The following is a 22,052-nucleotide window of genomic DNA, read 5'->3' as shown; positions in this document are numbered from 1 at the left end:
TGCACGCTAATTGATTCGGCGTTAGCGCTGACGACTAATGTTGAGTGTGATGCGACTCCATTGCAGGCATCGCATTGTTAGCCACTAATTGCAGCTAGTGATGCTATTAATGCTAGTAATGCTATTGGCGTCCGTTGACAGCTCTTCTTTAACTTCACGATTAACATAAATTGCTGCAAACTATGAGTCACTTAACAGATAATGGTATCTCGATGTTCATTTATAGCTTGATTTACTAGCCTAAAACACTTTCTAACTAAACCAATAATAAAAATAATAAAAATAATAAGGTTAATTTGAATGCATAAAACCGCAAGAACACTCCATAAATGGTTGATGCTGTTTCTCGGGCTACAGTTTGTGATTTGGTCAGTAACTGGAACATATATGGTGTTTATGCATATTGACTATATTCATGGGGATTCGCTCATCAGTAACCCCCAAACAAAAATCAATCCCGATAAAATGCAGTATTCATTGGCAAAACTGTTACAAACTTATCCTGAAGCAGAGCAAATAAGTGTCGGTAAACTGATGCAACAAGACGTATACCGCTTCTCTATCCCGGCCATAAATACGACTATAAATGCGACCATAAAATCGACTCAGCAGGTACTGCTAAATGCGCAAACAGGTGAACGTTTATCGCCACTTAATCAAACGGCAGCCATAGCATTAGCGCAATATTATTACCTTGGTAATGAGCCCATTACCAAGGTGAGTTTACTGACCGATAACCCACCTTTTGAACTCAGTGCTCGTCACTTACCGGCGTGGCGAATTAATTTCGACCACTTTTCCGCACCATCACTTTATATCTCAGCTGACAGTGGATTAGTAGTAGGCAAGCGCCATGCATTTTGGCGTTTATTCGACTGGGTGTTTCGTTTTCATGTGATGGATTATGGCGATGCTGAAGAAATCGATAATCAATTATTATTCTGGATAGCATTGTCCTCAACTTTAGCTACCGTTAGCGGGTTAATATTAGTGTATTTCAGAGTATTACGTCGTACTAAAAACAAACGCAAACCTATGTTCAGCAAGCGTAAACACGGTGGGGTTACCTAATGTTTTGGGTCAGAAAACTGCATAAATGGGCATCAGTCATTGTAGGGGTTCAGTTACTCCTTTGGTTAATCAGCGGGCTGTATTTTAATCTTATGGATCACAATAAAGCCCAAGGACTTACCCACCTTAACGACACTCACACTGAAGTGGTAATAGAGACTCATCGTTTGCGTGAACCTAGCACTATTCTGGCCGCCTTTAAACCTAGCGTATCGCTTAACATCATTACTTTATTAGATAAACCTTACTACCTATTAACCCATGAAAAAGGCTTATACAATCATCTTAACAATGACTACACCTTGGTTGATGCTTATGACGGTAACCAAGTAATAATTAATACCACAATGGCGCAACGGTTGGCCAAAGCATCTTACTCTGGAGAGGCTGTAATAAGTTCAACTCTCTTACTCACTCCGCCATTGGACGACTTTCCAAAACAGCGCAATGACACTTGGCAGATAAATTTCGCCGATAATATTGGCACCAGTGTTTATATTGAAGCACAGTCGGGTCGACTCGTCGGCCACAGTGATGAACATACACGTTTAGCCGATATATTTTTTATGTTGCACTTTATGGATTACACCAGTGAAGGCAGCTTTAATAACATCCCTATCAAGATTTTTGCGTTTATAACGTTATGGTTAACCTTTAGTGGATTAATTTGGGTGATTGATATGCTTAAGCGCAACAGGTATCGGCCCAAACTAAAGCGCAAATAATGGCGATTTAAACGTAAGTTGACCCTAAATTAATGAAATGGAATGTGTATCACACGATACTGATCATAAAAGCGTTATCATCATTTTCAGATTAATAAATTTAATCTGTTATTACTTGAAAGATTTTTACTTAAGTAAAGGTCTGTTAAGCTAACCCCTAATAAACGACTTGGTTAAGGCTAAATGAGAGCAAAGCAGTCAAACTATTGGATCATCGTAATCACTTTGTTCGCACTTGTCGGACAGGGGTTGCTGACTAATGACAGTTTGATGGTGCCAATGGCCCATGCAGAAATGGCTCAAGCAATGTCCGCTCAAACCGACAAAACAACCAACACCACATCAGCCATGTCGCATAAGGCAATGAAGAATTGCCACGATAATATGCAAAATATCGTCAATGATATGGATGAACCTATTGCCGCAAAGTTACCGCAAACCAGCTGTTGTAATGGTTCCGGATTTTGCAGCTTGGATTGTAACCACTGTTTGACTATTTCGTTTACTGCCAACCTAATTGATATTCCATTGGCAACGACCAGTATTCCCGTTTACTCTGCACCGCTTGCGATGGTTGTTAACCATGTGTCAATCGCATTCCCTCCTGCGTTTCGCCCTCCTATCGCTTAATTCAATTGATCATTCTTGTGCATTAAGCACATTCAATACTATTGTTTTTAGCGTTTATCATCATGCCGATTATCAGTATTGTCATGATGAATATCGAGGTTATTATGAAAAAATTGCCATTTTTTAATGTGCTATTAAGCGCATTCGTTGGGGTCATCATCCCCGCAGCTCTGACATCAACGGTTGCTTATGGCGCAGAGCACGATCATGCCCAGCATCAGTCGCAAGCCAGTAAAACCTATACCTGCCCGATGCACCCTGAAGTGATCAGCGATAAAGAGGGGCGCTGTCCCGTCTGTAATATGTTTCTCGTCGTCAAAGATGAGCAACAAGAGTCCAGTGCTGGCGACACTCAACATCCGATGGCTAACATGCATGGCGCTATTCCAAAAGAACCAAGCCTAGCAGACAAGTTTAATTGATCATTCTTGTGTGTTGAGCACATTCAACATTATTGTTTTTAGCGTTTATCATCATGGCAATCGTCAGTATTGTCATGATGAATATCGAGGTTGTTATGAAAAAATTCCCACTTTCTAGTGTGCTATTAGGCGCGTTTGTTGGGGTAATGATCCCCGCGGCTTTCACATCACCTGTCGCTTATGGCGCAGAGCACGATCATGCTCAGCATCAGTCACAAGCCAGTAAAACCTATACTTGCCCGATGCACCCTGAAGTGATCAGTGATAAAGAGGGAACCTGCCCCATCTGTAATATGTTTCTCGTCGTCAAAGAGGAGGAAGAAGAGTCCACCGTTGACGGCACTCAAGATCCAATGGCAAACATGCAAAGTGCGACTCCTGTAAAACAAAGCCAAGCAGATAAGGTGTTTAGCCAACCTAAACCTACATTAGTGCCGACAGCAAATCAGAGCGATAGCACCAATGTAAAATATGTCTGTCCAATGCATCCACATGTAGTGTCCGATGCTCCTGGTACCTGCCCTATTTGCGGGATGAACCTAGAGAAAGTCACCGTTACCGATGCAAGCCAAGAAATTGTTGTCGGTGTTTCTGGCGGGATGCAACAAGCTTTGGGTATGCGAAGCCATGTAGTTGAAAAAACCAATTTGTCGCGCCAAGTGAATACCATAGGCACAGTGCAATATAATGAAAATGCGATTGGCCATGTGCATACACGCGCAACCGGATGGATCGAAACGCTCACGGTAAATAACGTGGGACAACAGATAAAAAAGGGCCAACTTTTATATGAGCTTTACTCGCCCGAACTCGTCAATGCCCAAGACGACTATTCCCAAGCTCAAGACTACCTTTTGCAAGATAAAAAACGAGGTAGCAGTTTATTACTTAAAGCACGTAAACGCTTAGAGTTGCTTGGCGTCGATACCTCGATAATTGATCGTTTAGAAAAAACCGGTGAAACCATTTTTAAAGTGCCTTTTTATGCCCCACAAGATGGCTTTATCAGTAAGCTAACCGTGCGTGATGGCATGTATATTCAGCCTGGAGATACCTTGTTTGAAATCGTTAATTTAGACAGTGTATGGGTCATTGCTGATGTATTTGAAAATGAACAAAGCTGGCTACAACAAGGCCGTAAAGTCACTGTTAGCGCTGCAGCACAAGGGCTGTTTGATATTGACTCGACAATTGACTATATCTACCCAGAATTAGACCCTGTCACCCGAGCGATGCGGGTGCGGATCAAGCTTAACAATCATAACGACAAACTCAGACCAGGCAGTTTAGTTGATGTGACCTTATTTGGTCTGCCTAAGAATAATGTGCTCACTGTACCAACTGAAGCATTGATCCTTACCGGACGTGAAAACCGTGTGGTGGTGCAACGCAGTGATACCAGCTTTGCTTCCGTGCCAGTCAAAATTGGTATGATGGCAGACGGTAGAGCCGAAATCTTAGAAGGACTGAATGAACATGACAAAGTGGTTATTTCAGGGCAGTTCTTATTGGACTCAGAAGCCAGTATTCAAGGCAGTTTACAGCGTTTAAGTAATGCGCCAACGACCAAAGAATCAACCACTACCGATGCTCACCAGCACTAAGGAGCACGACAATGTTAGCAAAAATTATCAGTGCTTCAATAAAGCAACGCGTTATGGTGTTGATACTCACGGCCGTTATCGCGTTAGTGGGTTATCAAGCCATGCGCATGACCCCACTGGACGCGCTACCTGATTTATCAGACGTACAAGTTATTGTAAAAACCTCTTACCCAGGCCAGGCACCGCAATTAGTTGAAGACCAAATTACCTATCCATTGTCATCGGCCATGCTGGCCGTGCCGGGAGCCAAAACAGTACGTGGCTTTTCAATGTTTGGTGACTCGTTTGTGTATGTCATTTTTGAAGATGGCACCGATATCTATTGGGCGCGTTCACGGGTGCTTGAATATTTATCGCAAACACAAGACCAACTGCCAGCCGGTGTTACACCCAGTATTGGCCCAGATGCATCGGGAGTGGGTTGGATTTTCCAATATGCCTTAGTCGATCGCAATGGACAGTATGATTTAGCCCAACTGCGTTCATTACAAGATTGGTTTTTAAAACTAGAATTACAAAGTGTTGCCGGAGTATCAGAAGTTGCCACCGTTGGCGGGATGGAACAAACATATCAAGTGGTCGTCGACCCACATAAGCTAGCACTGTATAAAATCGACTTAATGACCATTAAAAACGCCTTAGATAATTCCAATAGCTCGACAGGCGGCTCGGTGATTGAAATGGCCGAAGCAGAATACATGATCACTTCAAGTGGTTATCGCCAAACCATTGCCGACTTTGCTGAAATCCCACTGGGCATTTTATCTGAAACTGGCACACCAGTATTAATGAAAGACGTTGCCCAACTACGAACTGGCCCTGCGGCGCGTCGTGGTATTGCTGAACTCGATGGCAAAGGCGAAGTTGTCGGCGGTATTGTGGTGATGCGCTATGGTGAAAATGCTCTTGAAACCATTAATAATGTTAAGCAAAAACTCAAGGAGATCAGTAATGGATTACCTGATGGGGTCGAATTAGTCACCACTTATGATCGCTCAGAGTTAATCTTACGCTCAGTCGATAACCTTAAGCATAAAGTGCTAGAAGAAATGCTGGTTGTCGGACTTATTTGCCTACTATTTTTACTGCATGCACGCTCAACGTTAGTCGCGATAATCACCTTACCTATTTCGATTTTAGTCAGCTTTATCGCCATGAATATCATTGGAGTCAATGCCAATATTATGAGCTTAGGCGGCATTGCCATTGCCATAGGAGCGGTGGTTGATGCGTCAATTGTGATGGTCGAAAATACCCATAAACATTTGGAACATTATCGCCAAAAACACGGTAAAGCTCCTGAGGGAGAAGACCATTGGCAACTCGTCAGAGAAGCCTCTATCGAGGTCGGCCCTGCATTATTTTTCAGCTTGTTGATTATCACTTTAAGCTTTACGCCGGTATTTGCCCTTGAAGCGCAAGAAGGGCGTTTATTCCACCCGCTAGCCTTTACCAAAACCTTTGCTATGGCGGCATCTGCCATTTTAGCAATCACCTTAATTCCGGTGTTAATGGGTTATTTTGTCCGCGGAAAAATCCCTGATGAGCGTAAGAACCCCATTAGCCGAGTATTAATTGCCATATACCAACCATTGTTAAAATGGGTACTGCATTTTCCTAAAATCACCATCGGATTAGCCATCATTGTGCTATTCAGTGCTTACTACCCATTAAGCCAAATGGGCTCAGAGTTTATGCCCACCTTAGAAGAAGGTGACCTACTTTATATGCCCACCACGCTACCCAGTGTAAGTGCAGGCAAAGCAGCAGAAATATTGCAACAAACTGACCGACTGATAAAAACAGTACCCGAAGTGAAACGAGTATTTGGCAAAGTGGGCCGGGCCATGACAGCAACAGACCCTGCGCCGCTAACAATGCTAGAAACCACCATCATGCTCAAACCGCCTGGCGAATGGCGTGAAGGCGTAACCTTAGAGAGCATTATTGCTGAACTGCAAAAAACCGTGCGTATACCAGGGATGACCAATGCTTGGGTGCAACCGATTAAAACCCGTATCGATATGCTATCTACCGGCGTGAGAACCCCTGTCGGCATAAAAATATCGGGCGCAAATGTTGAAGAACTACAACGTATTGGTGCAGAAATAGAAGCGGTAGTAAACCAATTACCGGGAACTGAGTCGGCATTTTCACAGCGCAGTAGCGGCGGCCGCTATATTGATATCACACCAGACCTTAAAAATGCTGCACGTTATGGCATGACCTTAAAAGATATCCAAGATGTGGTAAAAATTGCCATTGGCGGCATGACCGTTGGTGAATCAATACAAGGTCAAGAACGCTATCCAATCAATATCCGTTACCCGCGAGAGCTACGTGACAACATCGAGAAGCTCAGAAATTTACCAGTTCTGACTAAAACGGGTAAGTACTTACCGTTAAGTTATTTAGCCGAACTGAAAATCACCGATGGCGCCCCCATGCTAGCCAGTGAAAATGGTCGCCTTATCTCGTGGGTGTTTGTCGATCTAAAAGACATTTCTATCGGTGAATATATCGTTGCAGCAGAAAAGGCACTTAAACAACAAATCACTCTTCCTCCACGCTACAACTATAGTTTTGCTGGACAATACGAGTATATGCAACGCGTAGACGCCAAAATGAAAATGGTGATCCCATTAATGATCGCGGTGATTTTTATGTTGCTGATGATGACTTTCAATTCAGTAATACAAGCATCGGTGATCATGTTAAGTTTACCTTTCTCATTGGTGGGTAGTGCATGGTTACTTTATGGGCTGGACTTTAATTTTTCAGTTGCCGTATCTGTCGGCATGATTGCCTTAGCTGGGGTTGCCGCAGAGTTTGGCGTAGTGATGCAGGTGTACCTTAATAATAGTATTAAGGCCTATAAAGAAGCCGACAACTACCACAGTAAAGCGGATTTAACGGCTGCATTAGTGGAAGGGGCAGTGATGCGAATTCGCCCTAAAGCCATGACCGTCGCTACCATATTTTTTGGTTTACTGCCGATCATGTGGGGCAGCGGTACGGGTAATGAAGTGATGCAAAAAATTGCTGCACCAATGGTCGGCGGTATGGTCACGGCGCCGCTACTGTCGCTATTTGTTATCCCAGCAATTTACTTACTCATATACGGCCGCAAGTTGCCCAAGCAATAATTCACTTAAATTTATTTACTTTTTATCTCTATAAATAAAAAATCCCAAACGATTAATCGCTTGGGATTTTTATATGCTAATCACAATGTTATTTACGCTTAAGTGATTCATTAAGTTGGTCGGCTTCATCTTGTTTCTTTTTACGGCAAGCCGCAATATCGTCAGGATGCCCATATTTGCATGGATCGCTGGCTAAAATTGCCCTAGGGACATTCAGTATCATGTAATCTGTGTCATTTTTATTGTCATCTGCATTGCCAATATTATTACCAATATTGATGATATCGGTACCACGGCATCCCGTAAGTATCACTAAGCTAGATAACAAGCTTAATTGGATTATCCGTTTTTTCATTGTTGTAATATTCCTTGTTTTTGACGCGCAAGCAGCATCATGCGGATAATCCCCCATAGCATAATAATCGCACCGATAATCAACATAATAATAATGATCAAAGGGTTGGCTAACATAGGCAAGAAATCTTGGTCAAACCCTACAAGGATACCGTAGAGCCCAAGACCAAATAATATCGTGCCAGGAAAATCGATCAGTGCCACTAACAACATACTGCGATGAATACTGGCTAATGTGATTTGGGTGTTTTCCTGTGTCATTCACTCATCCTTGTTTAAATACACTAACTCTTACCAACAACTAATAGTAACACTCTACTAACAGTAACATTTTTCCAACAACTCAATATGACATCACTTAATAATCAAGGTTCAATCGCCCTTCTATCTTAAATCGGCACTCTACATTAAATGATACTCTAGCTTTAATCGGCAACACACGAATATAAATAATCAACATTCATTATGTAAAAATATAATTTTCAAATTTATTTATTCCGCAGCAAATAACGCAATAATTGAAAAAACCCCACCTTGTGGATCATTGAGTACTGAAAAACGGCCTACGTTAGGAATATTGGTTGCTGGCACACAAACAGTAGCTCCCAAGGTTTGTGCTTTAGTCACTGATACATCACAGTCATCAACGGCAAAGTAACTCATCCAGTGGGCAAGAGTATCACCCCATTCTGCAGTCATTTCCATCATTCCGCCAATGGCTTGTTCATCCGCATACCATTCGGTGTATTCAAAATCAGCCACATCATTAAGCTGAGTTTGGTAACCTAATACTTGGCTATAAAACTGTTTCGCCGCAGCGGTATCACGACAAGCAAGCTCAACCCAACATAGGGTATTTGATTCTTGCGATCGCTTAATGCCAATATGGTCTTGGCCTTGCCATAATGCAAATCGACAGCCTTCTGGATCTGTGCATAGCGCCATACGGCCAGCATCTCCAACAGAATGTGGCCCAGCAATAATCTCACCTCCAGCTTGAGTCACAACCTTAGAGGTAGCATCAACATCATCGACCGCAAAATAAATTGTCCAATGAGTCGGTAAGGCTTCCATTTCTGCTGGCATTGGGTACATTGCCGCAATGTCATCACCGTCGATTTGCAGCATAGTATAATGCCCTTCTGGCATAGGCATATCATCTGCTCCCCAGCCAAATAGCGCCTGATAAAATGCTTTACCTGCCGCCCAATCATGAGTTGCTAATTCAATCCAGCAAGGCTGTCCTTGTTGATACTGTTGTACCTGCATTATCTTAATCCTCTATAAAATAGTTGCCTTGATATGGCCAACATAAAACTTGTCTCATAAGTTAAGTCGATATCAGCAGAAAAGCAAAAAGCCTTCAAACGAAGGCTTTTAGGCTAAAAGTTGTTTCACCGGAATTTTTGCGTCTATTTAAACACCGGCAATATATCGGCCATGGCCAGCAAATGACATGTAGCAGTGATAACCCCAAACAACACCACAATAGCAATTAACGGGGTTCCACCAGGGACTTTAAATCCCTTTGAGTCAGGATATTGTTGTCTTACTTTATAGGCTAATAACGCTGGTACAATAACAGCCCAAATAGTGGCAGCTAGCGCAGCAAAACCAATCGCTAAAATAAATCCATTCGGAAATAACAAACCAAGGATTGTTGGCGGTACAAACGTGACCGTTGCCGTTTTAATTCGTCCTGAGCGCGAGTCGTCAAACCCAAATAAATCAGCAAGGTAATCGAACAAGCCTAGTGTCACACCTAAAAATGATGAGGCGACGGCAAGATTAGCAAATAGGGTTAACATGTTATCCAGCCATTGGCTGGCAATAACCCCAGACAACGCACCCACTAACACACCTATATTGCCACCTTGAGCAATAATATCGGCAAACTGGCTTCGTTGAATATTACCCATCGTTGCCACTAACCAACATATATAAATCACCAATGCGATAGTGGTTCCGGTAATAATCGCCTTAACGATGGTTTTGGCATCTTTACCATAATATTTGACTAAACTTGGCACATTACCGTGATAACCAAAACTGGCCAATCCAAAAGGGATAGCGGCAAGTAAATAAGGCAGGTAACGCGATTCACCATCAGGCGATACTAGCTTTATGGTATCAATGTCGATTAGTAAGTTACCGATAGCCAAAAAGAAAGTAATCACCATGCCACCAAGCATGATTGTGGTGATACGGTCGACCGCTTTAGTACTAATAAATACCACCAAAGCCAAGACTACCGCAAACACCAATCCGGCCACACTCTGGGGTAGGCTCACGCCCAATGCTGACAGACTGTGATTCACAATCGAACCACCACCACTTATGTAAGCATAGGTTAAAATATATAACACAAACGCAATCGAAACGCCGTTAATCACCCGCCAGAACTGCCCAAGAGTCACCCGAGTTAAGGTGTCAAAACTGTCGCCTGGTTCAAAATGCAAATTGGCTTCTAATAACAATAAACCCGACATTAGCATGCAAAACCAAACGCCGAGCAACATCGCGATAGAATAGCCAAACCACATTCCAGCACCAACAACGGGTAACGAAAACATGCCCGCACCCACAGTGGTTCCGGCAATAATCATCGCCCCACCCAATACAGATTTACCGCTGGTACGATGCTTGGCAGCATTCATATGATTAGCCATTATTGTCCGTGCTCCGCTTCCACACTATCAACAATGGTTTGTCTTACTAAAGAGCTGAGTAATTTATTAGCGTTATCACGAATTCTGATCACTTCAGCACGATGTTCGTCGCTGCATAAATAACCCAATTCTTTCAGTTTCACACTCAGGGTATTATATAATTTTTTGTCATAAAATTCTGGTGCGGTAATGCCATGCAGCGCGCCTAATCGTTGGGCTAACAAATGGCTATCGCGTTCCAGTTCTGAGCGCTCAAGATCAGGTTTTATTGCGAGTAAATTGAAGATAATCGCATAACGTTGCAACGTTTCACTGATAGTTTCAGCAAGCAGTAACACTTGGGTAATATGACGAGGCGTTATCTCAAACTGATCGCTACCGGTCAGTAAACCTTGTTCAACCATGAAATCTAAAATGCTATCCACATGTTGAGGCACATCATCAATGCTCATAAATAGCTCAGCTTTAAGTAATGGATAAAAGTCCATTACAATGCCATGAATTCGCTGGCGATCGCACACGTCATAATGCACTAAACAACTGGCAATTAATGACGGCAACGCCATCAAATGAATAATATTATTACGGTAATAACTCATGGTGATGGCAATTTTTTCATCAACTGAAATAATTTCACCAATAAGGTCTTTGGTACTAACAAACTTATTTAACGACAGACAGTGATCAATAATTGACTTGCCATTACCTTCGGCCACAGAGGTATAATCGGTATAAGGCACTGTTTTAAGTAAGGCTAAATACAAATCAAGCTGACGTTCTAACTGGCTTCTTTCTAACGCATTTTGCTCTGACGCTAATAACACTAAACTAGTCAATGTTACTGAACTGGCTGCGGCCGCTCCATTAATATTAGTCATTACGCGGTTAGCTAACAAATTAACTGAGGGCGTAAACCAAGATGGTTTTTGGTCAGGATCTTTAGCTAGCTCATCACGCCACTCTGGCGCCTGCTGATTTAAGAACTGTTGTAAATTAATCGGCTCACCAAAATTCACATAACCTTGGCCAAAATTGCCTAACTTACGAATAGCACCAAATACCTGCCATACAGATTCTTTTTTCTTTTTCTTACCGCTTAATTCTTTGTGGTACGTCGCCACTTCCATCACATGGTCATAACCTAAATACACGGGTACTAAGGTTACTGGGCGCTCTATCCCACGTAGCACACTGTTAATTGTCATAGCCAACATACCGGTTTTAGGCGCTAGCAAACGTCCTGTACGCGAACGACCTCCTTCAGTGAAATACTCGACCGCATAACCCTTAGCAAATAACTGATCTAAATATTCACGAAATACTGCGGTATAAAGTTTATTACCATTAAAACTACGACGGATAAAGAATGCCCCACCACGGCGGAACATCGGCCCTGCTGGCCAAAAATTAAGGTTAATACCGGCAGCAATGTGCGGCGGAACCATGCCCTGATAATACAAAATATACGACAGTAGCAAGTAATCCATATGGCTACGATGGCAAGGAACGTAAACAATTTCATGGCCATCATGATGTAACTGTCTTACTTGCTCGGCACCTTTGATATTGATGCCACTGTATAATTTGTTCCATAACCAAGTCAGGAAACGTTCGGCAATACGCACCAAACTATCAGAATAGTCGGCGGCAATTTCATCAAGGTATTCAATGGCGGTTTCACGTGCTTTCTCGACTGTTACTTTCTTATTTGCAGACTCTTCTTCAATGGCTTTTTTGATAGATTCTGATTTTAATAAAGAGGCAAACAACGCTTGTCGATTCGGTAATTGTGGCCCCGTCATCACTTTGCGTTGACGGCGGAAATGCACACGGGCGACTCGGGTTAATTTGTGAGCAATTCTTTTATCAGTACCATGTTCATCGGCCATATGACGAAGCGATAATGCATTAGAAAACTGGACGAAATTATGGCGTCCTAAAAATAAAATCATTAACCATTTACGTAACCACGTAGGGTTTTCACGTTCAAATACAGCAGCTTTCATGCTGTCTTCTTCTTTACCTGGGGTACGTCCCCAATAAAGGCAAACAGGAACCAACTGTATATCTAATTCAGGGCTCTCACTATGAAGTGACAATAAACTGGTAAAATAATTAAGGAATTTGTCACCACTTTCACGTTTACCAAATAGTGGCTTGCGGCCCTCTAAACAGACCACACGAGGCACGGTTAAGCCATCAAGCTGTAATGGCTCATAAGGACTGGGCAGACCAAAGCCCTCGGTGATTTCGCTCAACGCGGCAATATCGCTAATAGATTCCGTTTTCATTAAATAAACCAAAGGTTTAGTTGGATCTATATTGAGGTCATCAAAAGGATCGTGAGGGACCACAATGGTCTGTACCATCCACTTTTGAATCCATCTTAATGCTCGTAAAAATATTGAATCTGGTTTTGACATGGTTATTTTCGCAACATAAGCCACTGTAATATTGTCGTATAGGATACCAGAAACCACCCTGCTTACACTATCAGACCGATCTATCTTTACGTTTAAGCTCTCACTATCAGAAATAACATAAGACAGAACATTAGTAATAGTTAATTAAAACATATTGTTGAGTGATACTTAATCAACAAAATACAAAAAATAGTTGGTTAATACTTGCGCGAACACAAACACTGTATATAATGACAGTCACTGTATAAAAAGACAGGAATCATCATGAGACCGTTAACGCCGCGCCAAGCAGAAATTTTAGACTTAATTAAAAACAATATCGCCGAAACAGGTATGCCACCCACTCGTGCTGAAATTGCGAATCGTCTTGGCTTTAAAAGTGCTAATGCCGCCGAAGAGCATTTAAAAGCATTAGCCAAAAAAGGCTTTATCGAGATCATGCCTGGTACTTCAAGAGGCATTCGTTTACCTCATGAAGAACAGGTTGAAACCGGTCTGCCACTCATTGGGCAGGTTGCTGCTGGTGAACCAATTTTGGCTCAAGAGCATGTAGAGCAATACTATCAAGTCGATCCAAACATGTTTAAGCCCGCCGCAGATTTTTTATTGCGAGTGCGTGGTGACAGCATGAAAAACATCGGCATTTTAGAAGGCGACTTACTCGCTGTACATAAAATGCAGCAAGCACGTAATGGCCAGGTTGTTGTGGCACGTGTTGATGATGACGTCACCGTAAAACGATTTGAACAAAAAGGTAATGTGATTTATCTGCATGCCGAAAATGAAGATTACAATCCAATAAAAGTAGATTTAAGTTGCCAAAGCCTAACCATCGAAGGGCTTGCCGTTGGCGTTATCCGTAATGGAGATTGGTTATGAACAAACTAATGGGCATCGCGCCACGCCACCCGGGCTTATGGGTAGATTTAACTGAAACAGAACTGCATGGCACCCAAACCATTCAAACATTACAAACTGTCACTCAAGGTGAGGCTGAACTGAGCCAATTGTGCAGCAAGTTAGCGATATTGAGCCAGCAAGGCAGATGGATTGTGTTAATTAGTCCGCCCCATATTGGCTATAAACATATGCTGGCAAGTGCTGGTGTAAGAATGGATCGCATTTTACTGGTGCACACCAAAGATGAAGTCGAAACATTATGGGCCATGGAGAAAGCGCTCACTAGCGGTACATCGAGCGCAGTAGTAACTTGGACAAGCTCACTTGATGCTCGCGATAGTCGCCGTTTAGAAATTGTCGCCAAAAGTGCACGTGCATTAGGGGTGGTAATTGAAGATGTGAATGCTCACTTACCTCACAAACATCAACTTGTTAGCCCTACTTTAACAAATGGAACAAGTAATTTTTGCTCATTTCACTAAGCACGAACCCTTCATTACCAAGCCCTGTATTGAATTCAGGGTTTTTTTTCATCTTTTTTCAGCCTATTAGCCAACAAAGTGATCTTGATCAATGTTTAATCTACAAGTAATGTGGTTAACAAGGATGAAACATTTTTATCTTTAATTGGACGTGAATGGCAGTAATCAAGATTACTTTCAGACAAATGAGCCAAATCAAAATTGATAAGTTCAGTAGTAGGTACAAGCGTGGTGCACAGCTAACAATAAAACCGTAGACCGTCTGTTTACAGCCACCAAAGTACTTTGAGGTCATCAAACTTTTTTCGGGAACCGAAGAGTTTGCATAGAGCAGAGAATTACTGTGTGACTCTTCTTTGTAGTTGCTATTTGCAATTAGCAGAGGAGTAGTCTTGTGAAGCAATGGTTGTATTGTTTACTGGTGGTGTTTGTAGCACTTCCGCTTGGGGCATCAGAAATGCCCCTCAACATGACTCAAGGCGTGACAGATATCAGTGGCAAGGTTTATGACCTCCACATGACGATTCTTTACATCTGTTGTGCAATTGGGTTAGTGGTGTTTGGGATCATGATTTACTCAATGATTTATCACCGCAAATCAAAAGGCGCTGTCGCGGCCAATTTTCACGAAAGTACCAAAGTGGAAATTGCTTGGACCGTCATCCCTTTCATCATCTTAATCGGCATGGCTATTCCAGCCACCAAAACCTTGATTGCTATGGAAGATCCCAGTGATGCTGATCTCACCATAAAAATTACCGGGTCGCAGTGGAAGTGGCATTACAGCTATTTTGATAAAGACATCGAATTTTACAGCACATTATCCACTCCCAGAGCACAAATTGATGGCAGTGAGGCCAAAGGCGAGCATTACCTCCTTGAAGTCGATAAGCCATTAGTACTGCCCATTAACCAAAAAGTGCGCTTCTTGATGACATCTGATGATGTTATCCATTCATGGTGGGTGCCCGCGTTTGCCGTTAAAAAAGATGCCAATCCAGGCTTTATCAACGAAGCCTGGACTCGTATTGATAAGCCTGGAACGTATCGCGGCCAATGTGCCGAGCTATGCGGTAAAGACCATGGTTTCATGCCGATTGTGGTGCAAGCATTATCGGAGGCCGATTTTGATAATTGGTTAGTAGAGCAAAAAAAACTAGCAAGCAATGCAGCTACAGCCGCTGCGGCATCAATGTCTAAAACCTTGTCTCTTGAGGAGCTAACCTCACAAGGTGAGCAAATCTATATTGCTAGGTGCGCCGCTTGTCATCAACCCAATGGTGCGGGTCTTCCTGGTGTATTCCCATCATTAATTGGCAGCCCTATCATAAAAGGCCCTGTTAACGATCACCTGAATATCGTCTTAAACGGTAAACCAGGTACTGCAATGCAAGCCTTTGCAAAGCAACTTAGCGCCCTAGAAATTGCCGCAGTAATTACCTTTGAGCGTAATGCGTGGGGCAATAATAGCGGTGATGTTGTTCAAGCTGCTGATATAGGAAACTTTTTAGGCAGTAACGAGGCAAGCACCGAACCAAGTAAAGCAGTAACCGATGCAGCAAATACTATTGCAGCAACGACAACTGACATTACCGATGCGGTTACCGACAAAGCCAATCAAGCTGTCGAAGCCGTAGCAGAAGCTGTTGTACCAGAGGATCTGCCCACGTTAACCTTGGAGCAATTAATTGCTGAAGGTGAGCAGGTTTATGCTACGACATGTGCTGCATGTCACCAAGCCACTGGCGCTGGTTTACCAGGCGCTTTCCCTTCACTTATTGGCAGCCCTGTTGTTACTGGACCGGTTAGCGGACATATCGATATCGTTATGCACGGAAAACCAGGTACCGCAATGCAGGCATTTAGTAGTCAACTTAGCCCGCAAAAGATGGCGGCTGTGATTACTTATGAGCGCAATGCGTGGGGCAATAATTCTGGCGAAGCGGTGCAACCTGCCGATGTCGCTAGCCATGGACAGTAGGGGAAAACAATGAGCACAACAACGCACGATACACTGGCTACCGCTCATGATGATCATCATCACGGCGCTCCGAAGGGGCTAATGCGCTGGCTACTCACCACTAACCATAAAGATATCGGCTCGCTGTATTTATGGTTTAGTTTCATTATGTTTCTTACTGGCGGTGCGATGGCAATGGTGATTCGAGCTGAATTATTTCAGCCTGGATTACAGCTAGTAGAACCTAACTTTTTTAATCAGATGACCACAGTTCATGGCCTCATCATGGTGTTTGGGGCGGTGATGCCCGCTTTTACCGGGTTAGCAAACTGGTTAATTCCAATGATGATTGGTGCCCCAGATATGGCACTACCGCGAATGAACAACTGGAGTTTTTGGATTTTACCCTTCGCCTTTACCATTTTATTAGGTTCACTCTTTATGGAAGGCGGCGGCCCTAACTTTGGCTGGACATTCTATGCTCCGCTCTCAACCACCTATAGTCCTGACAGTACCGCCCTATTTGTTTTCTCCATTCACATAATGGGAATAAGTTCGATAATGGGCGCAATTAACGTCATTGTAACCATTGTAAACTTGCGAGCTCCTGGCATGACCTGGATGAAGTTACCTTTGTTTGTGTGGACTTGGCTCATTACCGCATTTTTACTGATTGCAGTAATGCCGGTGCTCGCAGGTGCGGTCACCATGGTATTAACCGATAAGTTTTTTGGTACTAGCTTTTTTGATGCTGCAGGTGGTGGCGATCCGGTGATGTTCCAGCATATTTTCTGGTTCTTTGGCCATCCCGAAGTTTACATCATGATTTTACCGTCCTTCGGTATTATCTCCGCGATAGTACCAACCTTTAGCCGTAAAAAGCTGTTTGGTTACTCCTCGATGGTTTACGCCACTGCCAGTATTGCCATTCTGTCATTTTTGGTATGGGCACATCACATGTTTACTACTGGTATGCCTGTTTTTGCCGAATTGTTTTTCATGTATTGCACCATGTTGATTGCCATTCCAACCGGGGTGAAAGTGTTTAATTGGGTCGCCACTATGTGGCGCGGTTCAATGACATTTGAAACTCCAATGCTGTTTGCAGTGGCATTTATCATCCTGTTTACTATTGGTGGCTTTTCGGGCTTGATGCTGGCAATTACCCCTGCTGATTTCCAATACCACGACACTTACTTTGTCGTGGCTCACTTCCATTATGTACTGGTGACTGGGGCGATATTCTCCATTATGGCGGCGGCTTACTATTGGCTGCCTAAATGGACCGGCCATATGTATAACGAAACTTTAGGTAAGTGGCACTTTTGGTGTTCGGTAATATCCGTCAACGTGTTGTTTTTCCCAATGCACTTTCTAGGCTTAGCGGGTATGCCGCGCCGGGTCCCCGACTACGCGGTACAGTTTGCCGATGTGAATCAAATTGTGTCGATTGGTGGCTTTGCATTTGGTTTATCTCAGCTAATTTTCCTTGTTGTAGTTCTCAAATGTATCAAGGGTGGCAAACCCGCTGGAGATAATCCTTGGGAAGCAGCCGAAGGCTTGGAATGGTCGATTGCCAGCCCTGCGCCATATCACTCGTTTACCACTCCACCGGAGATTAAATGAGATGACACAGCCAACAAAATCAAATCGTAAGCTATTAATCATCCTGATTGCCGGGTCAATTGGTATGTTTGGGTTTGGTTTTGCGCTGGTACCGCTTTATGACGTGCTCTGCGATACATTGGGGATTAATGGCAAACCCCAAAATAGCGCCAGTAGTTATGAAGCGGTGGTGGTTGATAAAAACCGGACCGTAACCATTGAATTTGTGACTCAAGTTCAATCAGGTATGCCATGGGAATTTAGCCCTAAAGTTAACCAAATAAGCGTACATCCTGGGGAGCTCACTCATGCACAATTTTTGGTTAAAAACCTATCGACACGTGACACTGTAGGCCAAGCAATCCCTTCGGTATCGCCAGGGCAAGGGGCTGCATACTTCAATAAAACGGAATGTTTTTGCTTTAATCAACAACCTTTGGCTGCAGCAGCAACAGCAGAACTACCACTGATTTTTTACGTGGACCCTGATTTACCAGCGTCCATTAACACATTGACTCTCTCTTATACCCTTTATGACATCACCGATAGACAGGCGATCGTCATAGAGCAAGGAGCAGCAAAATGACAACAAAGTATCAAACTTATTATGTGCCAACCCAAAGTGCTTGGCCAATAATCGGTGCTATCGGTTTATTTTTAATTGCGTTTGGCGCAGGTAATTATGTACAACAATTAACCACTGAAAAAACCTCTGGCGGTTACATTTTAATAACCGGCTTGGCCGTGATTATCTTTATGATTTTTGGCTGGTTTAAGACCGTTATTGATGAATCCATGGCTGGACTGTATTCACCGCAAATGGATCGTTCATTTAGGCAGGGAATGAGTTGGTTTATTTTTTCAGAGATTATGTTTTTTGGGGCATTTTTCGGCGCGCTATTTTATGCCCGCATGATTTCAGTACCTTGGCTTGGTGGCGCATCTAACAATGCCATGACCCATGAAGTGTTGTGGCCTGCATTTGAAGCTATGTGGCCATTGGTTAAAACACCTGATGGCACCGCAACAGAAGCCATGCCATGGACGGGTTTGCCGTTAATTAACACTATTATACTGCTAACCTCGTCGGTTACCTTGCACTTTGCTCATACCAATCTCGAAAAAGCCAATCGTAAACCTTTGATAATCTGGTTAGCGTTGACGGTAATTCTGGGTATTGCGTTTCTCAGTTTACAGGTTGAAGAATATAGCCATGCATACCAAGAAATGGGGCTTACGCTCTCTTCTGGTGTCTACGGCAACACCTTCTTTTTGTTAACCGGTTTTCACGGCATGCACGTAACGATTGGCACCCTGTTCTTGATTATTTTATTACTCAGAATTGTAAAGGGCCACTTTAGCCCCGACAAGCATTTCGCTTTTCAAGCTGGGAGTTGGTATTGGCACTTCGTTGATGTGGTGTGGTTATGTTTATTCATTTTCGTATACGTACTATAAAACCACGTATTAACGACTAATAAGGTCTGGGGTTAGGTTGAATGTAACCAAGCCCCAAAGCCACCAGCAATACCATTATAACGACAACAGAAAACAATACGCGCCGGCCGAGAAAACGACTCATTGATTGTTGATGCTCGCCCTTAACCATAATAAATAAGGCCCTACCTAAGTTAAATAATATGAATACAAGCAACGAGACTAAAACTAACTTAACGATGAAAGGTGTTGTCACAGGCAATCCTTTTAAAAGTGTGGGGGTGTCTCGGGTATTATTCGTAATCATTACTTTGGTCGTGTTTAGCTTGTTGGTCAAGTTAGGATTATGGCAGTTATCACGAGCAACCTTTAAACAAGAGTGGCAAAGCACACTACTTCAGCGTCAACAGCAACAAGCTGTCACTTATGAGGAAATGTTGGCAATAGTTGAATTGTCAGCAGCATCAACAAGCTCTCAGCCGGAGACGAAATTACTCACGGGTTACCGTCTATCGATATCAGCTAAACCAATTAACAACATGATGCTGTTATTAGACAATCAAGTGTATCAAGGCCAGGTGGGATATTTAGCGTATCAAATTTTTGAAATAACCCCTGAACAACCTTGGATATTGGTCGAGTTAGGCTTTGTACCTGCAAACAAGGACCGCCGAATTTTACCTGAACTAACCCCGTTAAAAACAAATTACTACACGCTGGTTGGCCGAGTTTATCAAAAACAACCCAACCCATTAAGTGACCGACTCGATGCAGAGCAATTAACCGATACTCATGCTCCAGTACGTTTTCAAAATATCAATATACCCGCACTCACTGACATGCTTGGCCATACGCTGACGCCTGTGGTGCTGCAACCCGACAATGTTCCAAATTATCACCTGCCTCAACCTTGGATACCCATTCCATTGTCGGCACAAAAACATCAAGGGTATGCCTTGCAATGGTTCACCATGGCAGCAGTATTTTTAGGACTAATGAGTTGGATAGTATTTCGACAATTTCGACGCTAAGCACCGTCGTTCATAATTAACTTAACAATAATATCAAATGATAAAGAGGAGATGGAATGAACTCCCTACCGAAAAAAAGCAATAAAGCACTACTGGTCTTACTGCTGGTATTTATTTTACCGGTTGCCTTAGCCAAATTAGTGTTAAGCCTAGAGCTGTATAACGGAGCAGCAACCAACAAAGGGGCGCTGATCGCTCCCGACATAAACTACACCAACTTAGCCATGGAAAACCCTAAACCTCATGCATGGCAAGTACTGTTTTTTTTACCCGAAACCTGCAATGAGCAATGCCAAGAACGGCTGTATATTTTACACCAGAGCTATATTGCCCTCGGCAAAGATAGGGATCGTGTTACCCCAATCATTGTAGTAAACAGCCACAGTGACACCAAAATTCTCAAGCAATTAAATATCTCATTTGACCAAGCAAACGCCAATGACGCACTTGCTGCACTACTGACCAATCAACAGCTTATTATTGTCGACCCTCTCGGTAGCTTAGTCATGCAATATGACAACGTAATAGGTCACGACGCCAATATTGCTCAGGGCAAAGCCATGATTGCCGATTTACGCAAAATGCTTAAGTTGTCGAGGGTTGGCTAATGGCAATACAGCGATTAATCAAATTCACATTAGTGTTTACCTTGGCGGTTATTCTAATGGGCGCCTATACGCGCCTGTCTGATGCTGGATTAGGTTGTCCTGACTGGCCAGGCTGTTACGGCCATTTAGCGGTGCCGAGTGCAAGCCATGACTTAGCCAATATTGAAAGTCGATTTCCTGATGCTCAAATTGAGCCAGAAAAAGCTTGGCTTGAAATGATCCATCGCTATATTGCTGGTACTTTAGGGTTAATGGTTTTAGCCATTCTAATTATGTGTCTTAAACAGCCGCAAGCACCCAAAAAACTGCCCGTTTTTATTGCGGTACTCATTGTGTTTCAAGCCGCATTGGGAATGTGGACTGTCACCATGAAATTAATGCCTGTTGTAGTAATGGCGCACCTTATAGGCGGTTTTAGTTTATTCGCCTTGTTACTACTGTTATATCTGCGGCTTAAACCATTAAGGATCCCCGGAGGTGATACCTATGCGCGTAAGCTCATTCCGTTAGCACTAGTCAGTTTTGGTGTATTAGTCATTCAAATTATACTCGGTGGCTGGACCTCATCAAATTACGCCGCGCTTGCCTGTACCACCCTGCCCATATGTGAAGGTAATTGGGTCGATAATTTACGTTTAGCCGATGCTTTTTCACCATTCCAAGGCGATCACCCCAGTTTTGAATTTGGCGTTTTAGACTATTCCACCCGCATGACCATTCATGTCAGCCATCGAATTTGGGCAGTGGTAACCGCCATAACGCTAATCGTACTTGCACTCAAATTACGCTATGCACAATCACATATAATGCGTAACAGTGGTTACTTATTAGTGTTACTGGTCATCGCTCAAGTCGGACTGGGTATTAGTAATGTGGTGATGAATTTACCTTTAGGCATCGCAGTATCACACAATGGAGGCGCAGCCTTATTGCTGCTTACCTTAGTCTTTATTAATTACGCCCTGTTGCGTAAAGCATAAGTGAG

20 protein-coding genes and 1 pseudogene are annotated in these 22,052 nt (G+C 43.0%); 15 read left to right on the top strand and 6 right to left on the bottom strand.

What is annotated here, in order from left to right:
- The first annotated feature begins 300 nt into the window (after positions 1 to 300).
- From GUY17_RS01460 to GUY17_RS01435, 6 genes and pseudogenes are all read left to right on the top strand, one after another.
- On the top strand, positions 301 to 1,071 hold the full coding sequence (locus GUY17_RS01460) for a PepSY domain-containing protein (RefSeq protein WP_162022080.1): 771 nt from the start codon (positions 301 to 303) through the stop codon (positions 1,069 to 1,071).
- Positions 1,071 to 1,796: a hypothetical protein gene (locus tag GUY17_RS01455; protein ID WP_162022079.1), complete on the top strand. Its 726-nt coding sequence runs from the start codon at positions 1,071 to 1,073 to the stop codon at positions 1,794 to 1,796. Before GUY17_RS01460 ends, GUY17_RS01455 begins: the two co-directional genes overlap by 1 nt.
- 183 nt (positions 1,797 to 1,979) lie before the next feature.
- On the top strand, positions 1,980 to 2,426 hold the full coding sequence (locus GUY17_RS01450; protein WP_162022078.1) for a CopL family metal-binding regulatory protein: 447 nt from the start codon (positions 1,980 to 1,982) through the stop codon (positions 2,424 to 2,426).
- Between the two features lie 104 nt (positions 2,427 to 2,530).
- Positions 2,531 to 2,746, top strand: a pseudogene (locus tag GUY17_RS01445) (heavy metal-binding domain-containing protein); the annotation flags it as partial.
- Positions 2,747 to 2,943: 197 nt separating this feature from the next.
- Complete coding sequence (locus GUY17_RS01440) at positions 2,944 to 4,452, top strand: efflux RND transporter periplasmic adaptor subunit (RefSeq protein ID WP_162022077.1); 1,509 nt, start codon at positions 2,944 to 2,946, stop codon at positions 4,450 to 4,452.
- A gap of 11 nt (positions 4,453 to 4,463) precedes the next feature.
- Positions 4,464 to 7,598, top strand: a complete 3,135-nt coding sequence (locus GUY17_RS01435; protein ID WP_101084892.1) for an efflux RND transporter permease subunit — start codon at positions 4,464 to 4,466, stop codon at positions 7,596 to 7,598.
- An 88-nt stretch (positions 7,599 to 7,686) separates the two neighbouring features.
- On the opposite strand, the gene GUY17_RS01430 is transcribed toward GUY17_RS01435, so the two are convergent.
- The 5 genes from GUY17_RS01430 to plsB all read right to left on the bottom strand — a co-directional run bounded on the left by GUY17_RS01430 (position 7,687) and on the right by plsB (position 13,044).
- A complete protein-coding gene (locus GUY17_RS01430) occupies positions 7,687 to 7,953 on the bottom strand; it encodes a hypothetical protein (protein ID WP_162022076.1) in 267 nt (88 codons plus the stop codon).
- On the bottom strand, positions 7,950 to 8,213 hold the full coding sequence (locus GUY17_RS01425) for a hypothetical protein (protein WP_059745865.1): 264 nt from the start codon (positions 8,211 to 8,213) through the stop codon (positions 7,950 to 7,952). Before GUY17_RS01425 ends, GUY17_RS01430 begins: the two co-directional genes overlap by 4 nt.
- 231 nt (positions 8,214 to 8,444) lie before the next feature.
- On the bottom strand, positions 8,445 to 9,221 hold the full coding sequence (locus GUY17_RS01420) for a VOC family protein (RefSeq protein WP_162022075.1): 777 nt from the start codon (positions 9,219 to 9,221) through the stop codon (positions 8,445 to 8,447).
- Positions 9,222 to 9,364: 143 nt separating this feature from the next.
- Positions 9,365 to 10,621: a tryptophan permease gene (gene mtr, locus GUY17_RS01415; protein WP_162022074.1), complete on the bottom strand. Its 1,257-nt coding sequence runs from the start codon at positions 10,619 to 10,621 to the stop codon at positions 9,365 to 9,367.
- Positions 10,621 to 13,044: a glycerol-3-phosphate 1-O-acyltransferase PlsB gene (gene plsB / locus GUY17_RS01410; RefSeq protein WP_101085352.1), complete on the bottom strand. Its 2,424-nt coding sequence runs from the start codon at positions 13,042 to 13,044 to the stop codon at positions 10,621 to 10,623. The genes mtr and plsB overlap by 1 nt, the downstream gene beginning before the upstream one ends.
- 264 nt (positions 13,045 to 13,308) lie before the next feature.
- On the opposite strand from plsB, the gene lexA reads away from it, so the two are divergent.
- From lexA to GUY17_RS01380, 6 genes are all read left to right on the top strand, one after another.
- Positions 13,309 to 13,923, top strand: coding sequence for a transcriptional repressor LexA (gene lexA / locus GUY17_RS01405; RefSeq protein ID WP_059745867.1), 615 nt, complete (start codon positions 13,309 to 13,311; stop codon positions 13,921 to 13,923).
- Positions 13,920 to 14,426: a cell division inhibitor SulA gene (locus GUY17_RS01400; protein WP_162022073.1), complete on the top strand. Its 507-nt coding sequence runs from the start codon at positions 13,920 to 13,922 to the stop codon at positions 14,424 to 14,426. Before lexA ends, GUY17_RS01400 begins: the two co-directional genes overlap by 4 nt.
- Positions 14,427 to 14,820: 394 nt before the next feature.
- Positions 14,821 to 16,407: a cytochrome c oxidase subunit II gene (coxB, locus tag GUY17_RS01395; protein ID WP_162022072.1), complete on the top strand. Its 1,587-nt coding sequence runs from the start codon at positions 14,821 to 14,823 to the stop codon at positions 16,405 to 16,407.
- A 9-nt stretch (positions 16,408 to 16,416) separates the two neighbouring features.
- Positions 16,417 to 18,012, top strand: a complete 1,596-nt coding sequence (ctaD, locus tag GUY17_RS01390; RefSeq protein ID WP_101084886.1) for a cytochrome c oxidase subunit I — start codon at positions 16,417 to 16,419, stop codon at positions 18,010 to 18,012.
- Position 18,013: 1 nt separating this feature from the next.
- Positions 18,014 to 18,577 (top strand): cytochrome c oxidase assembly protein, encoded by a 564-nt coding sequence (locus GUY17_RS01385; protein ID WP_162022071.1) that lies wholly within the window; start codon positions 18,014 to 18,016, stop codon positions 18,575 to 18,577.
- Entirely contained in the window at positions 18,574 to 19,449 is an 876-nt protein-coding gene (locus GUY17_RS01380; RefSeq protein ID WP_162022070.1) for a cytochrome c oxidase subunit 3, read from the top strand. The genes GUY17_RS01385 and GUY17_RS01380 overlap by 4 nt, the downstream gene beginning before the upstream one ends.
- Positions 19,450 to 19,465: 16 nt before the next feature.
- On the opposite strand, the gene GUY17_RS01375 is transcribed toward GUY17_RS01380, so the two are convergent.
- Positions 19,466 to 19,684, bottom strand: coding sequence for a DUF2909 domain-containing protein (locus GUY17_RS01375; protein ID WP_041412724.1), 219 nt, complete (start codon positions 19,682 to 19,684; stop codon positions 19,466 to 19,468).
- Here GUY17_RS01375 and GUY17_RS01370 point away from each other — a divergent pair.
- From GUY17_RS01370 to GUY17_RS01360, 3 genes are read left to right on the top strand one after another with little or no spacing between them, the layout of a single operon-like run.
- On the top strand, positions 19,632 to 20,459 hold the full coding sequence (locus tag GUY17_RS01370; protein WP_162022069.1) for an SURF1 family protein: 828 nt from the start codon (positions 19,632 to 19,634) through the stop codon (positions 20,457 to 20,459). The two genes, GUY17_RS01375 and GUY17_RS01370, sit on opposite strands and share 53 nt — an antisense overlap.
- Before the next feature lie 56 nt (positions 20,460 to 20,515).
- A complete protein-coding gene (locus GUY17_RS01365) occupies positions 20,516 to 21,067 on the top strand; it encodes a hypothetical protein (RefSeq protein ID WP_162022068.1) in 552 nt (183 codons plus the stop codon).
- Complete coding sequence (locus GUY17_RS01360; RefSeq protein ID WP_101084880.1) at positions 21,067 to 22,047, top strand: heme A synthase; 981 nt, start codon at positions 21,067 to 21,069, stop codon at positions 22,045 to 22,047. Before GUY17_RS01365 ends, GUY17_RS01360 begins: the two co-directional genes overlap by 1 nt.
- Positions 22,048 to 22,052: the final 5 nt, after the last annotated feature.

Source organism: Shewanella sp. Arc9-LZ (assembly GCF_010092445.1).
Classification (GTDB): domain Bacteria; phylum Pseudomonadota; class Gammaproteobacteria; order Enterobacterales; family Shewanellaceae; genus Shewanella.
This window is presented reverse-complemented; position numbering and strand designations above follow the sequence as displayed.